Below are 14,069 nucleotides of genomic sequence, written 5' to 3' on the forward strand. Positions count from 1 at the left end.
ATCCGCGCTTTGTCCCTCCATAAGACGACAAGCGATGACGGTGAGGAAACTGTACTGCGGGCAGTGTCAGCGTCCGAGATCTTTCAACTCGACTAGCCGCTGATCTGCGCGATCGTCACAGTGGCGGAAGGCAAACGCGGGCTCCGTGGTTCACCGGTCTGGTCGTGCGGTTCTGCTCGACTTTCTGGAGAACCTCCGCCGACTCGATTCGCCCGGCAAGCCAACGATCGCGCCACCACTGCGCTAGGCGTTCTACGTCGTCACCGCGCGCCATGTCTGCGTTATAGCGGGGCCGGCGCTCCAGTCGCATCAAATAGCGGCCCGCGTTCTCCGCCAGGGACACGCCGTAGACAATGCGCTCCCGCCGGTGCTGTAAGAGTTCATTGGAAGGCCAACCCAATTCATCCATGCCCTCCCGAAGCCGTCTGAGTTTCGGGCTCGCTCCCTCGCCGAAAATGCTCTTCACACGGGCGCCGTTCTGGGATCGTTCAGCCAAGTCACTCAACGCTCGTGACGCCTCGCTGCTCAAATGGGACGTGCCAAATGATCGTGAGCGCCCCAACCGCTCGAACTCAAGCGGACGTTCACCACACAGAATCGAACCCGGCACTTTGATGCGGTTGTATTGGCTCGACCCCGCTCCGTACAGCGAGGTAGTCCCGAGGAAGACCAACTTCGCTGGTCTGACGACTCGCCGGCCAGCTGTAGATGATGCGATCTCGCTCGCTCGACCTTCATATCGTTCGCTGTAGTGTCGAACAACGGTCGGGCTGGCCGCAAGCACGCTCACGAGCTTTCCGCCCAATACATGATTGTAGGGAGCGACTGCACCGCAGACTGTGAGATCTGCGACCTCCGTGCCTACGGACTCGGACTTTGACCGTCGGACGATCCAGCGAACCGCCTTGCGGAACCCGGGTTCGTCGAGTGCGGCACGCAGACCCGCAGCGGTCGTTGTTGCGAGTGCACCGTTGACTGCGGACCGAGCTTCCAACAAGTCAGCAAGGAGGGAGCACCGCTTGCTCCGAAAGAGGTCCGAAGTCGCTCGTGCTATCCACGTTTCGTCGTCGTCGACGTTTGCCGTCCACCGGAAGTCCGACTTCCGCGCCAATCGCTGATGCATCTCTCTGCGCTTCGTCGATTCGATTCGAAGCTGGTCAAGTACGTTGGCTGGGAGGTCGTCCCAGTACCTCGCCGCGTACAATCCGTCTGCGACGAGGTCCACTTTGTAGATCTCGGAGAGCCACCTGTCGAGTTGCTCTAGGAGCCACGATGCGTACGCCTTCGTCGGCCGCTTCAGCATGGCATCGAGCAGCACCGTTGAGTCCCAGCCCAGATACGCGTCTCGTTGCGCGAGTTGGACAATCGGACTTCCAAGAGCTGCGATGCCGATGACCGGGTGGTCAGCAACTGCTCGGTCGCGAACGAGGACGGGCATGGTGCGTCCGGGCGTACTGACGTACTGGTTGCTCCACGTATGCCGGAAGTACCGCCATACGTCCATCAGTCGCAGTCCGGTGTGTTCACAGAGTGCTGTTGAATCTGGGAACTGTAAGTACGGGTCGATCAGCTCGGCGCCCATCGCACCGTTGGCGCAGCGGAGCCGTTCGGCTAGTTCTTCGCCATCTCGCATCAGACTAAACACCGATACAAAGCGGCCCTTGTGTTCCCGTGGCGCCTCCATGCCTACAACGAAGCGCCGCACCGATTCCTGAGCAAGTTGCTCGTCTCGCTTCAGACGCTCCTGCTTCTGAACACGAACCTTTTCGTCGCCCGGGTCGTTCTCGAGTGCCGGCGGAGAGACCTCGATTCTCGAGGACGTCCATCGGAGGTCCCATCCTTGGACTCGGAGATCTCTCAATACCAACAGCGCAGCCCTGACCGCCAACGGTTGCTTCGACAGCGTCACTCTGTTGGGCCAAGTCGAGCAACTGACGAAGCTTCGGACGTACCGCTTCTGGTTCGCAGTCCAGTCGAGACCAAGAGGTAGGAGAATCGGGTCGGTCATGGGCAACGTTCGAGGAACGTAGCGGCGACATCGTCCCAATTGACCAGTCCATGCCCGTCTGGCATCGACGAGGAGACGAGTGCATGAGCAACTGCGACCAGCGCGACCCTAGTTGCGGCGGCCTGCTGCAGCGCAGATGGATCTTGAGCGAGCGGAAGGTAGAGATCCCTCACGAACGGGTGCGCTGAGTTCAACCTTACGGTCGCCTCCGACGCTGAGCTCAGGATCTCGACTGTCGCGCCCGAATCAAGACGCGCCAATTCCAGTCGAATCGGGCGAGAGGCCACTGACTTCGGCAGCAAGTCGAGCGAATCGTTCGCCACATCCTGCGCCCGGGTGAGCGGATCTATGAGCTTCGAGAGTTCGAACTCGCTCCGGACGCGTGAATTCAACGAGCGAGCGATGGGCTCAAGGTCAGCGGAGAGCACGTCGCGAAGCTCCGCTGTGGGCCGCACATGTTGCTTGGTGAAGGTGACGCCAAAGAACTCGTCGAGACATGGGTCGAAGTCGATCTCACATCGCCACCACGAGTCGTAATTCTCCCGCTTCTTCGACCCCATGAACCACCAGCCGCAGTCGACCTCTCGGCCAGCTCGCGTGATCGACACCGGTCGACGGGTTGTAGCGCCCCGCTTCGACTTTTCGTCTGCGGAAAGCCGGCTCCATCCCTGAACTGGCAATTCGGAAAACCTTACGCTGACCGAACCTGTTCCGGCCGGCCCGGTCATCTCGTAGGTCAGTACGTCTCCGTACGCCTTGGCGCCGCGCGAGATTGACAGATGGTCGATCGCAACCACCTCGACATCATTGACTCTGATTGAAGTACCGCCCAGAAGGTGGTTCCGGAAAATGCGACCGAGTCGATCAAGCAATAGTTTTGACAACCAGACCCCGCTCGTGTACCCAAGTCGGTCACAGTCGATGAGTCTCACGACTGTCCCCGACCCGGAGACTGAGGGCGTCGGGCGCCGTCGAGTAGAGACTCGACTGATTGGAGAGCGCGTATCGTCGAGCGATAGTTGGACACTGTGAACTGAGCCGGATCGCCAACTCTCGACAACGGCCGAACGGGCGAGACTCAGCGAGGCAGCCGGAAGCCCCATGCCGAAACGTCCGAGCGACGCACGACTATCGAACCGCGACGACCCGCCGAAGGCCACGGACCGCTGGAGTTGGCTTGGGCTCATCCCCGCTCCGTTATCCGCAACCTCCAGGCACAAGGGCCAATCCCGTTTCATCGACTCGAGTACTCGGACGTCGATTCGCTTCGCTCCAGCCTCAATCGAATTGTCGATCAACTCTGCGACCGCTGCCGCAGGGTCCCGATAGCCGGCGTCTCGCATTGCGAGCAGAAAATTCTTCGCGTCGACGAGCGCTCCACTCTCCAAACTTTGCACGTTCATTCGCACTCCCGCTCTTCGTAAGTGGAGGACAGGTCGCCAACTATCTTTAATGTACATTAGGTTGCTTCCGATGTCGAACCGGACAAAGGCGACTGACAAGTTGGGTAGGGCGACGCGCTCCAGGATCGGGTACGAGATGCCTGATCCGCTGAGCACCCGTCTAGATGCTCTGGTTGATCTCGCCGCGGCGGTGGGGCTCACCACGAGCCGCACCGAACTGATCAGCGCTGCAGTTCTCTCACTCCCGACGGGTTCGCCGGAACTTGAAGAAGTTGTCGCGAGCTACCGCACAGCGACCGCGGGTGAAGCCATATTTCCTGTTAGGCGACGCGGCGAGTTGCCACTCCGAAATAAGACTCCTGGGCCGCGGCCGCGATCCAGTTGACCCTCGTTGCGTGGCACGGCCCACGCCACTCTGTCCAACCTGCCAGCGCGCGAAGTGCGATCGAAACGGAGGCGGAGCCTCAGGCGACCGTCGAGACCAGCCGATGCTCGACTCGTCTGCGAAGTCTTTCGTAGCGAGCGAGAGTGTCCGGGAAGGACAGGACGTAGGGGCGCGGCTGGCTCTCGACGCGTCCGATTAACGGGTCGAGTCCGAACTGATCGAGGGTGAGGTCTAGATCCTCACCGCGCTCATTGCGAAGCCAGTAGTGAGATTTGCCATCAATTACCGCCCGGATGAGATTTCCGCCGAGGTGGTCCTGCAGAACGAGAGCAGTCACTGCGCATTGACCCTGGCTCGGTGAACTTCGAGTCCAAGTTTCCGGCGACGCGGAGGTGGACGCATCCCACGAGGCTTTCACGCTCTCGATCAGCGGACCAATATCGATCACAACTGTGAGTGTACCCCTGGCCTGTCACAGGGTTCCGTCGACACCCCTACCGCAGTCTGGCACGCACGCAGTCCACTACGTTTCAGGAATGACGCAACCGGACTCCAGGGCCAAGAGCACATCCGTTGGCAACAGCGGCGGCGAACGGGTCCCGGCGAATACAGACCAGGTCGTCTACCTCTTCACCTCGAATGCTCAGAAACGCTACAAGAGGGATGCAATCGAGGCGATTTCGTTGCCTCGGGGCTGCCGGATCCGATTTCGATACAAGAGAATGTACGTCAGCGAAGAACTTCAAGCCGACTGGGCATCAGGCTTGCTCGTGGGCCGAAGCTGCCTGATTCTGTTCTCCGTGCAACATCAGAATCAACTTCACGAGGCGTACTTCGTACCGCTGCGCTGGGGAACCATCGCAGCGAGCAGTGTTGACGGCAGTAGCTTCCTGGTCGACATCACGGTCGGGGATTTCCAACCATCTCTCTCACCTGAAGGAGACCAACATGCCTCGACGATCCGTGGTATCCGAACCCGTTTGATGGAGGTGCTTGGCGCAAACCATCCAGACAACGGAAAGAGCGCCGTCCGAGCGGATCCGGTCGCTCTCGAATCTCCAGACGACGAATCCACGGACTGGGAGTCGGTAGTTGAAGCCTTGGACGCGACCGGCGAGTTCCCGAAGCAGCGGCACTACAGAGTCTCGACTCTGACCGACAACGACGGTACCGCTTTGAAAGTTGACGACGAAGGGCGCTTCCACTTGACCGCTCAGCATTCCTACCGCCTGCGCTTCTCACATCATCATCCGGGAGACGTGGACGATGTACAGACGGTCCGTGTTTCAGCGCTCGATAGCGAAGCAATTGAGTTCATTGGCAAGGCGACGATCGAGATCTCCTCTCGATACGACACACACGAGATCGCGTTCCGAGCTAAGGACGTCAGTAGAAACCAGCAAACCGGCATCGTTGTTTCGCCGGACGGAGAAGGCGTCGGGGTAACCCTGGAAATCCCACTCACGATCAGTTTCGGTCGGTTGAAGCGGGTCGCGGTCCGGTCCATCGGTCCCGCTATTGGCGGACTATTCCTCAGTGTCCCTGGCCTTGCGGCCGTCGATGACCGGTGGGGGTGGCCCACCGTTGCGGTTGCGGTCGGCGTGGCTACCTGGGGTGTTCTCGCATATTTCGGCACGAAGCCCTTCTCCTTATCGGGATGACACTGTCAGCGCCAACGCCATTTGCCTCATCGGCTATCGCGCGAATCACGAGTGATCGCTCATCCATGGTTTGAACGTCACGTCGCAGGCGGACCCTCCGACACTTGTCCGATCAACCGCGCAAGCGCAGCGCGGGGGACTCGCTTCTGTGATCCGAAGCGAACGCACGGGATGCCGGACTTGCCACCGGTCTTCTCCCACTCGGTTGTCAGCTCGTACCCCCTGGTGCGGCCGATCTGCAGCACCTTGACCGCTTGCGTGACCGTCATGAACGGCGGCATCTCCTCCAACATGGTTCATTCCTCCTTGGTGTGGAATACAACAGACTGACATTCTCTCGCCATGTGGTAGCGTTGTCAAGCACAACCTGAAGCAGTAGGAGTTGCCATGGTCCGTTCGAGGAAGAAGAGCGAGGAGCCCGCCAGCGAGCGGTCGTCCGACAGTGGGCTGGACGTCAACGCGGTGGTGTCGTACAACGTGAAGGCGATTCGAGAGCGCCGCGGCTGGACGCAGCAATCGGTTGCCGAACGTCTTGGCCTGGTCACCGGTCATCAACTTCCGCAGGCCTCGATATCGGCGATGGAGCGCGGCTTCGATGGAGAGCGACGGAGACGATTCGACGCCCACGAGCTCTATCTCTTCTCGGTGGTTTTCGACGTGCCGATCGCCTACTTCTTCGTGCCGCCACCCGGGACAGGGTTCGAGCTGTTGGCCGACACGGGTCGACCGGTCAGCGAGTTGTATGCAGCGTTGCTCGGGCAGGAGTCGCAACTCGCTCCGCTCGACGATCGGCTTGCGGAGATCCAGATCGGCAACCCCGAGGAAAGCGATGCAACTCTGGCTGCGATCTTCGGTGCCGAAGGTGCGTCTCGGAACTGGCACGAAAGCTTCCGGACCTGGCGCAAAAAGCGCCTCGCCGAGATCGAGCACGGCTACGGCGACCGGCTCGACGAGGTCGCATTGTTTCTCAAGGAGTTCGCGACGAAGATTGAGGCGTTGGGGCCTCGTGGGTACCTGCAGTCGATGGCGCACCGCGAGGGCGAGAGCGTGCTCGACTCCGAGGAAGACGCGATGTCCGCCAAGGAAATTTTGGAGCAGATCGAAACGACGAGACCCGAGGAGTAGCGATGCGTGGTTCGGTGGTCAAGAAGGGCAACCGCTGGTACGTCAAGATCGAACTCGACCCCGATCCGCTCACCGGTAAGCGTCGTCCAAAGTGGCACTCAGGTTTCCGAACGAGGAAGGAAGCGGAGAAGGCCCGCATCGATCTCCTCTCGAAGTTCGACCGCGGCGAGTACGTCGAGCCGTCGCAACAGACACTCGTCGACTACCTCACCGATTGGTTGGCCGCGATCGAACACACGGTGCGCCCATCGACGTTCGACTCGTACACGCGCAACATGCACAACCATGTGATCGCTCACATCGGCGCGATGAAACTCGCACGGGTCGACGCCGGCGTGCTGAACGGGCTGTACGCGCTGCTCCTCTCATCGGGCCGACGTCTGCCGTCCCAGACCGGGCGCGGCTACTCGCCCGCCATCGTCGACCGAGCTATCGAACTGCGCGCCGAAGGTCTTTCACTCACCGAGTCGTCCGCCCAGTTGCAGACCGAGTTCGAAGAGGCCGCCAACATCAACAGGAACTCACTCAACTCGCTACTGCGCCGCCGAGAGCAACTATCGACCGCCAAGGAGCAGCCACCCGGCCTCGATCGCCGAACGGTCAGCTACATCCACACGATCCTCCATCGCGCATTCAAGGATGCGGTGCGTTGGGGTCGACTCGCCCGCAATCCGGCGGATGCCGCCGACCCGCCACGCGGCGGTCAGAAGTCCGACAGCGTCCACGCGTGGGATGTCGCCACGCTTCGCTCGTTCCTCGAAGCGTCACGCGATTCGAACGACCGACTGCACGCGCTGTGGGTTGTGCTCGCATCCACCGGCATGCGACGAGGCGAAGCGCTCGGCATGCGATGGAGCGACGTCGACCTCGAGGCGGGCCGATTGCGGGTCGTTCAGACGATCACGCAGATTCGAAGCAAGGTGGCGATCGGCGAACCGAAAACTGCGAGCGGCCGCCGCTCGATCGCGCTCGACGATGGCACCGTCGCAGTCCTCCGAGCGCACCGCAAGCTGATGCTCGAGGAACGACTCCTCGTCGGCCCCGACTTCACCGACGAAGGTTTGGTGTTCCACTATCCCGACGGCTCTTGCCTTCGCCCCGACGCCGTGAGTGCGCAGTTCCTCCGCCGAGTCGAACGCCAGAGGCTCACCCGTCTGACCCTGCACGGCCTCCGCCACACCTGGGCGACCCTCGCCCTTGAACAGGGCATCCATCCGCGAGTCGTACAAGAGCGTCTCGGCCACTCGACGATCGCAATCACCCTCGGCATCTACAGCCACGTCTCACCGACCCTCCACGACGAAGCAGCGAACGAAGTCGCTGCCCTCTTTCTGACGTAGGACTCGGCACACACCGCCGCAGTCGCCTCGACACCGAACAGACTCTCCCTCGCCAAGGTCCGCCCAGTTCACCGAGCCGACGGGTTCAAGAGGGCGACCGTCCGTCCTTTCGGTGTTGACGAACCTCGGGGTAGATGGCGACGGGCATGCGATTGAGAGCCTCGCCGATCAGAGTCTGGAAGAACCGTTCGGCCGAGAGATCGTCAGGAACGTTCTCCGTCAACAACCTCACGTCGACGGAGCCAATGACCTCGACGGGATCTTCCTCGACTTCCCCGAACTCGTCGACCTCGTCATTGCTGGTCGGGAGGCTCAGCACCGAGGTCGGTTCCTCGTCGACATCGCGCTCGTCGCCGGCCGGCTCGTCGGGTGTGCCGGCGGCTCCATCGAGAACGATGAGGCACGCGCAGTCGTAGACGTCCGGCTCAGTCGTGAGTTTTCGGAGCATGTCCATTGCGAACTCGAGTGCGTTTGATGGAATGTCGCTGCCGACGACGAAGACGAACCCAAGCGAGGCGAGCGGGTGCCGTCCGCGAAGGTTCTTGGCGTCGCCATATCCCTCTTCGAATCGATTCCGCAGGTTCTTCTGGTAGCTCGACAACATCGTCTTGGTCGAGATCAACAACTCCACGCCGGCTGCCCACGACGCAACAACGACATCAGCCTGTTTCGAGAACGCGCTTCCCATCACATGCGCCTCGGCCGGCAGCGCCTTCTTCGCCCCTGGTGACGAGTAACGCTCCTTGACCTTGTCGCGAAGTGTCTTGGTCAATCCCGATTCGACAAAGTTGTGAAGGTCGCGCGGGAGAATGCGCGGCGTGGTTCGTCTCGGCCAGACCGAATCGGGGTCGAAGCCCGCACGTCGGAGCTCCTCGCCAGCCCACATGTCGACCGCGCCGGCCACCATGCCCGAGGCTTGCGAGGAACCGACGGCGACGCCGAGAAGTGAGCGGAGCGTCTCGTAGTCGACGGCGAACGAGTCGTCCAGCTGCCACGGATTGACCCAGGGCTCGGCTGGCAGGAACTGATCGAAGCGGTCGAGTTTGCCCATCGCGACGAGTCTGGCCTATCGGCCCAAGCGAACAAGGTGCTTCTGATCGACGCCGTAGGCGGTAGCAGCAAGTTCGGTCGCGTACTTCCGATCGCGCGCCCGGAAGGCGATCGCCAGCTCGGCGGCCAGCCCGCCGTCCAAGTCATCCAGGCCCGGCACGCGGATGCGGCGCAGGTACTGGGCCTGAAAGCGGTAGCAGCCGCCGCGCATCTTGACGCAGTAGGTCGCCACGAACAGTTCGGCGATGTCCGAAAGCAGGAGTCCGCCGAGGACCTCGAGGTCCCACCGCTCGGACGTGATGAAGTAGAGGCCGTGGTGGGGGTACGTCTGGCCTCGGTCCAGCACCGGCTGGATGAATGCCTTGAGGTCGGGCAGGACGAGCTTGTCCTTTTCCCGGAGCCCTGGCTCGACACGGTCAATCGTTCGGAACCAATTGGTCGGATACTTCTGCGCGACGTGTCGCTTGCGGACATCGACCGAACGGGAGTCGAGATAGGCGGCGAGCATCGGGTAGTCGTCGAGCGCGACGAGTTGGCCGTTCTCCCATGGATTGACGAGATGCGTGCCGGACCACTTCGCTTCGCCTGAGGTCGTGTCGCGCGTCCTGAGCAGCGGGAGCAAGCGGTCAGGTTCGACGAGGTCGGGATCGTCGGTGAGGTAGACCGAGTCGGCTCCGCTCGCCACACCAATGCCGACGCGAGTTCCGGTCGCCTGATCCTGCAGAGAAGGAAAGCGACGCTCGAGATCGGCGACGAGTGCGAGATTCGCCGGGTCACCAGACGGCCACGACAGTTCGGAGTCGAACCACTCGGAGAGCTTCACTGCCGACAGCGCCGTCGTTGATACTGACTTGCGTCGCGAGCCCACCCACTTGGTCAGCGAAGGTGCGTTCGCTTCGCCGAACGCTTTCGTTGCGTTGGCGACCACTGCGGTCGACTGCTCGGCCCGGCGGATCACCGTGACTGCCGGATAGGCCGACACTGATTCTTCGAAGGCGTCGACGTCGTGCATCGACACGATCGCTTCGACGGCATACCTCGACGAGACAAGTCGGCGAAGGTCGGCGCCGTACTGATTGTGCATCCACCGGTCGGCGACGATGAACCCGAGTACACCGTCGGGCTTCAGGATGCGGAGTCCCATCTCGATGAAGCCGACGAAGATGTCGCTCCGTCCGCGCATGGTCGGACATGCTCGGCGGTACGCGGCACTACGCGCGGTCGGCACGTCTTCGAGACGGATGTACGGCGGGTTGCCGAGGACGAAGTCCGCTGCGTCGTCACCGTGCGAGGTGAGCAGGAAGTCGCCACACCGGACGCAGTCCTTCGAGATCGACTTTGCCTCGGCGTCGTTGAGACCTGCTTCGACCAGAGCGCCGGCGACCACCTTCTGCGCCAACTCGGCGTTGGCTGGTAGAAGATCGAATGCCCGAAGGGCAGAGCGAATGTCTGACAGTGGGCGGTCGTGAATCCGGCAGGACACGATCAGGCGCTCCGTCATCGGCGTGAGGAACGCACCCGATCCGCACGATGGCTCGACGGCGACAAGACCGCCGAGATCTCGATCGACCGTGAACCCCGACAGGTCGAGAATCAGTTCGACGACCCAGCGACGGGTGAAGACCTCACCGTGCTCGCCTGCCTCGTCGATCTGGAACACGTGCGGGTCTACTTCCTGCCCCAAGTCGAGGCTGAGTTGTCGTTCGGCATACCGGCGGCGCCCGGCCATCGCGTTCCCCCAAAACTACTCGTCGTCGAGTTGGGTCCGCTGGAACCGAGCGTGATGATCACGTGAGGACCATCATGGCGAATGGCTGTCACAGAGTACGGCGAGCCGGGGAAGCAACCGGTTGGATCGGGCGACGCGTCCATTGATCCGACGCTCCCGCCTTCGTGCGTCAGCCGGTGCTTCATAACGAGGCAGTCGCAGCTATCGCCCGCCCCATTATGAAGCGCTGATCTATGAAGCTATGGAGGCCTGACGCCAAGGCAGGAACGCTGCGTCGATTCGGCTCAGTTGCGAGACAAGGTTCTGATCACCCTGATACCGGATCCGCTTGCCGTGCACTGAGGCGAGGACGACAGGCAAGCCATTGAAGTCCCAAATGCTCTTAAGGGAACGCCGTAACGACGAAGCTCGTTCAGAATCGTTCAGGACCGCAGACTTCACTTCGACGACCACGCCGATTGGCCGCCTGTGGGTTCCGGGGATGAGTGCGTAGCTGATCTTCATTTCTTTCCGTTCAACAGGTGACGGCGACGGATGCGCCGGAGCCGGCGCACCCGTCGACCACTACTTCGAACGACCGGAGCCGTTACGCGTCCGGTCAACCAGCACATAGCGCTGGCCCGGTGACGGGGTAGGCGGGAGGGGCTTGCCTCGTGTCGAGGTTCGCTCGACGCCAGTGCGCTTCCCGCCACTTCCGACCAGTCCGTACTGACCAGACGCCGGTGCCGGAGTACCCGGCTTCAGTGGTTTTGCCATAGATTTCACCTCCTCAGAAATGAGTACCGGACGTAGGCGTCATGTCTTCGAGGGCTGGCGCCTGCGATCCGGGGTTGTTGATCGAACGCTGCTGCGCCCGACGGCAGACCTTACACGCGCGTCCACGGAAAAGCATGAACCGAATAGGTTCATAGTTCTGCTATCCTGTTCAAGGAGCGAGCTATGGACGTCTACTTCGACAGCGCAGCAACAGGGAAGCTCTACTCATCCAAATCCAAACTCCAACGCAAGCTCGGTGACAAGCAGGCAGCAAAGGTGATGACCCGGCTGAAGCAGCTGGAACAGGCTGAGTCACTGGAAGAGCTTCGCAATGCACCGGGTCGCTGCCACGAACTCACAGCAGATCGAGCCGGTCAACTCTCACTTGATCTTGTCCACCCCATGCGACTGATCTTCCGACCAGAGGAACAGCCGCCGCCACGCAACGAGGGCGACACCCTCGATTGGGCCCGCATTGACGCCGTCGTGATCCTCGAGATCGACGACCCTCACTGATGTCCCACAATCACACCACCAGCACCACCACCACAGGAAAGGACGACTCATGACTAGCGCCACGGCAGGGGGAACGGCGCTGTATCGGTTTGAACCGGACTACGCAGTTCCACCGGGGGAACTAATCGCAGACTTCCTCGAAGAAGAGGGCATGACCCAAGTCGAACTAGCGCGACGACTCGGGATCACCACCAAGCACTTGAACCAGTTCATCGCAGGCACGGCCACGCTCAGCAACGAGCTGGCGATTCTTTTGGAGCGCGTGACCGGAATCTCATCTCGCCTACTCAACTCGATGGAGGCTGACTACCAGGACTTCCACGCAAGAGAGCGCGAGAGTATCGACCTCGCCGATCAGGTCGGGTGGCTAGACGAGCTACCGGTCAAGGACCTGATCAAGCGAGGGCTTGTGGCCGACATGAAGAAGGACCGTGTGGGCCAGTTGCGTGAGGTGCTGCGGTTCTTTGGTGTGGCCCAACGGTCGTCGTTCGACGACGTCTGCGCATCAGCTGCTTACCGCAAGTCGAAGGCCTACGAGTCTGACCCGAATGCCGTAGCCACGTGGCTCAGAATCGGCGAGCTGGAGGCTGCGCAGATCGAGTGCGCTCCGTTCAACAAAGCCAAGTTCAGATCGGCTCTCGATGACGTTCGATCGCTCACGAAGATGGTGGACCCTAAGCAGTGGGTACCAGAGCTCATCGGTTTGTGCGCGGCCGCCGGCGTCGCTGTCGTCTTCGTACAGGAGATCGGCAAGACAAGGCTGAGCGGCGCAACAATGTGGCTGACGCCTGAGAAGGCGATGATCGTGCTCAGCCTGCGCGGGAGCTGGGCAGAGGGCTTCTGGTTCACGTTCTTCCACGAAGCAGCGCACATCCTCTTTCACAGCAAGAAGCGGGCGTTCATCGACAACGGTTCGACAGACGGCGAGCTTGAGGAAGAAGCCGACGAATTCGCTCTCGATCACTTGATCCCTCGTCGCTACGTGTCGCAGCTCGCCGACCTCAAGTCCGCCTCAGCGATTCGGCTGTTCGCAGATCAGATCGGCGTCGGCAGCGGGATAGTGGCGGGACGACTCCACAAGGAGGGCCTCGTCCCCCCGAACTGGTTTGCCAAGGCGGACATCCACCCTCGATACAAGTTCGTCTGACGCTGGCAAGGTCGGTCGACCGGCAAGTCGGCGTACGTCACTCGGTTGGGTAGTAGTCAGCGACGTAGACGTTCACAGCTGCCAGGAACGCAGCCCACGCCGACGTCTCTGCGCCAAGCGCTACTCCGTGAAGCTTCGGATCTCGACTCGGAGGCATTTCGCTGAGAGGACCGAACGGACTCGATTCCGATTGAACGGCCGGTCCTGGTACCTCCTCCAACGAATCGAACGCATCCGACCACTCGTTCCAACGGGTTCGAAGCGGAGTATCCCGAAGGAACTCCAACAGGGAGTCGACCTCGGCAAACGAATCGTTGAAGGACCGACCACGGAATTCGTCACGTGCGAAGGCGATGTCGGTCGATCGACGACGACGAGTGTTCGCATCAAGACGCTCAATGCGCCGAACACGGCCAGCCATCAGGTCGGTCCGCACGACCGCCACAAGGCGGATGTCGATCTCACGCCGCCAGGCTCGCTTCGCAGCTTGGTCCTCTCGTGCGGATTCCAACGAAAAGCGCTTGTCCTCACGGTCGGCTTCGCGCTCGACTCGTTCGTCCTCTCGCCGGTCCTCGAACCATACGACCAGTGCAGCGAGGACCGCCCCAGACACGATCGCCCCACCAACCTCACGAACGGCATCCCAGTACCCATCATCGATACCGATGCTCGAACGGTCGGCGTACAGCGCAAGTGCCAGCCCTATCGCCGCAACCGCTGCGATCAGTCCTCCAAAGCGTCGAACCAGACTTCCCGAGTTCCCCGACACGGACCCAAAGCTACGGGACCCGCCGCGAGCATCGCTGCACTCAATCAATTCATTGCGCGCGCAAGGGTAGAAGTTCGGTAGAAGTCGACCCCATGACGCGAAGAAATCCCTTGCACTGCAAGGGATTTCTCGTGCGCGAGGGGGGACTTGAACCCCCACGCCCTTTCGGACACCAGCACC

The 14,069-nt window shown here is 61.3% G+C and carries 10 protein-coding genes and 1 pseudogene; 5 read left to right on the top strand and 6 right to left on the bottom strand.

Features of this window, described 5'->3' with window-relative positions; translation table 11 throughout:
- Positions 1 to 115: 115 nt before the first annotated feature.
- From ACESNG_RS18330 to ACESNG_RS18340, 3 genes and pseudogenes are all read right to left on the bottom strand, one after another.
- Complete coding sequence (locus tag ACESNG_RS18330) at positions 116 to 2,008, bottom strand: Druantia anti-phage system protein DruA (RefSeq protein ID WP_373070217.1); 1,893 nt, start codon at positions 2,006 to 2,008, stop codon at positions 116 to 118.
- Entirely contained in the window at positions 2,005 to 2,616 is a 612-nt protein-coding gene (locus ACESNG_RS18335; protein ID WP_373070235.1) for a hypothetical protein, read from the bottom strand. The genes ACESNG_RS18330 and ACESNG_RS18335 overlap by 4 nt, the downstream gene beginning before the upstream one ends.
- Before the next feature lie 330 nt (positions 2,617 to 2,946).
- Positions 2,947 to 3,468 (bottom strand): annotated as a pseudogene (locus tag ACESNG_RS18340) (ATP-binding protein); the annotation flags it as partial.
- Positions 3,469 to 4,332: 864 nt separating this feature from the next.
- On the opposite strand from ACESNG_RS18340, the gene ACESNG_RS18345 reads away from it, so the two are divergent.
- The gene (locus ACESNG_RS18345; RefSeq protein ID WP_373070219.1) at positions 4,333 to 5,457 is read left to right on the top strand and encodes a hypothetical protein; all 1,125 of its coding nucleotides are present in this window, start codon (positions 4,333 to 4,335) and stop codon (positions 5,455 to 5,457) included.
- Positions 5,458 to 5,534: 77 nt separating this feature from the next.
- Here the strand turns inward: ACESNG_RS18345 and ACESNG_RS18350 are convergent, their stop codons facing one another.
- A complete protein-coding gene (locus tag ACESNG_RS18350) occupies positions 5,535 to 5,750 on the bottom strand; it encodes a hypothetical protein (RefSeq protein WP_373070221.1) in 216 nt (71 codons plus the stop codon).
- Between the two features lie 94 nt (positions 5,751 to 5,844).
- On the opposite strand from ACESNG_RS18350, the gene ACESNG_RS18355 reads away from it, so the two are divergent.
- Both ACESNG_RS18355 and ACESNG_RS18360 read left to right on the top strand, forming a co-directional pair.
- Positions 5,845 to 6,582: a helix-turn-helix domain-containing protein gene (locus ACESNG_RS18355; protein ID WP_373070223.1), complete on the top strand. Its 738-nt coding sequence runs from the start codon at positions 5,845 to 5,847 to the stop codon at positions 6,580 to 6,582.
- Positions 6,583 to 6,584: 2 nt separating this feature from the next.
- Positions 6,585 to 7,922: a tyrosine-type recombinase/integrase gene (locus ACESNG_RS18360; protein WP_373070225.1), complete on the top strand. Its 1,338-nt coding sequence runs from the start codon at positions 6,585 to 6,587 to the stop codon at positions 7,920 to 7,922.
- Between the two features lie 85 nt (positions 7,923 to 8,007).
- Here the strand turns inward: ACESNG_RS18360 and ACESNG_RS18365 are convergent, their stop codons facing one another.
- Together ACESNG_RS18365 and ACESNG_RS18370 are read right to left on the bottom strand one after the other, a co-directional pair.
- Positions 8,008 to 8,973 carry a hypothetical protein gene (locus tag ACESNG_RS18365; RefSeq protein WP_373070227.1) on the bottom strand — a complete coding sequence of 322 codons (966 nt, stop codon included), beginning with the start codon at positions 8,971 to 8,973 and terminating at the stop codon, positions 8,008 to 8,010.
- A gap of 15 nt (positions 8,974 to 8,988) precedes the next feature.
- Positions 8,989 to 10,701, bottom strand: a complete 1,713-nt coding sequence (locus tag ACESNG_RS18370; RefSeq protein WP_373070229.1) for an Eco57I restriction-modification methylase domain-containing protein — start codon at positions 10,699 to 10,701, stop codon at positions 8,989 to 8,991.
- 939 nt (positions 10,702 to 11,640) lie between these two features.
- On the opposite strand from ACESNG_RS18370, the gene ACESNG_RS18375 reads away from it, so the two are divergent.
- The gene (locus ACESNG_RS18375) at positions 11,641 to 11,973 is read left to right on the top strand and encodes a type II toxin-antitoxin system RelE/ParE family toxin (RefSeq protein ID WP_373070231.1); all 333 of its coding nucleotides are present in this window, start codon (positions 11,641 to 11,643) and stop codon (positions 11,971 to 11,973) included.
- 49 nt (positions 11,974 to 12,022) lie between these two features.
- Entirely contained in the window at positions 12,023 to 13,120 is a 1,098-nt protein-coding gene (locus ACESNG_RS18380; protein WP_373070233.1) for a helix-turn-helix domain-containing protein, read from the top strand.
- Positions 13,121 to 14,069 lie beyond the last annotated feature (949 nt).

It is taken from the genome of Gemmatimonas sp. (assembly GCF_041689975.1).
GTDB lineage: Bacteria > Gemmatimonadota > Gemmatimonadetes > Gemmatimonadales > Gemmatimonadaceae > Gemmatimonas.

What these genes read in the sequence shown, in the direction of transcription:
- ACESNG_RS18360 (WP_373070225.1), top strand. Translation starts at nt 6,585, where the DNA reads ATGCGTGGTTCGGTGGTCAAGAAGGGCAACCGCTGGTACGTCAAGATC.
- ACESNG_RS18365 (WP_373070227.1), bottom strand. Translation starts at nt 8,973, where the DNA reads ATGGGCAAACTCGACCGCTTCGATCAGTTCCTGCCAGCCGAGCCCTGG.
- ACESNG_RS18345 (WP_373070219.1), top strand. Translation starts at nt 4,333, where the DNA reads ATGACGCAACCGGACTCCAGGGCCAAGAGCACATCCGTTGGCAACAGC.
- ACESNG_RS18370 (WP_373070229.1), bottom strand. Translation starts at nt 10,701, where the DNA reads ATGGCCGGGCGCCGCCGGTATGCCGAACGACAACTCAGCCTCGACTTG.
- ACESNG_RS18380 (WP_373070233.1), top strand. Translation starts at nt 12,023, where the DNA reads ATGACTAGCGCCACGGCAGGGGGAACGGCGCTGTATCGGTTTGAACCG.
- ACESNG_RS18355 (WP_373070223.1), top strand. Translation starts at nt 5,845, where the DNA reads ATGGTCCGTTCGAGGAAGAAGAGCGAGGAGCCCGCCAGCGAGCGGTCG.
- ACESNG_RS18330 (WP_373070217.1), bottom strand. Translation starts at nt 2,008, where the DNA reads ATGACCGACCCGATTCTCCTACCTCTTGGTCTCGACTGGACTGCGAAC.
- ACESNG_RS18350 (WP_373070221.1), bottom strand. Translation starts at nt 5,750, where the DNA reads ATGTTGGAGGAGATGCCGCCGTTCATGACGGTCACGCAAGCGGTCAAG.
- ACESNG_RS18375 (WP_373070231.1), top strand. Translation starts at nt 11,641, where the DNA reads ATGGACGTCTACTTCGACAGCGCAGCAACAGGGAAGCTCTACTCATCC.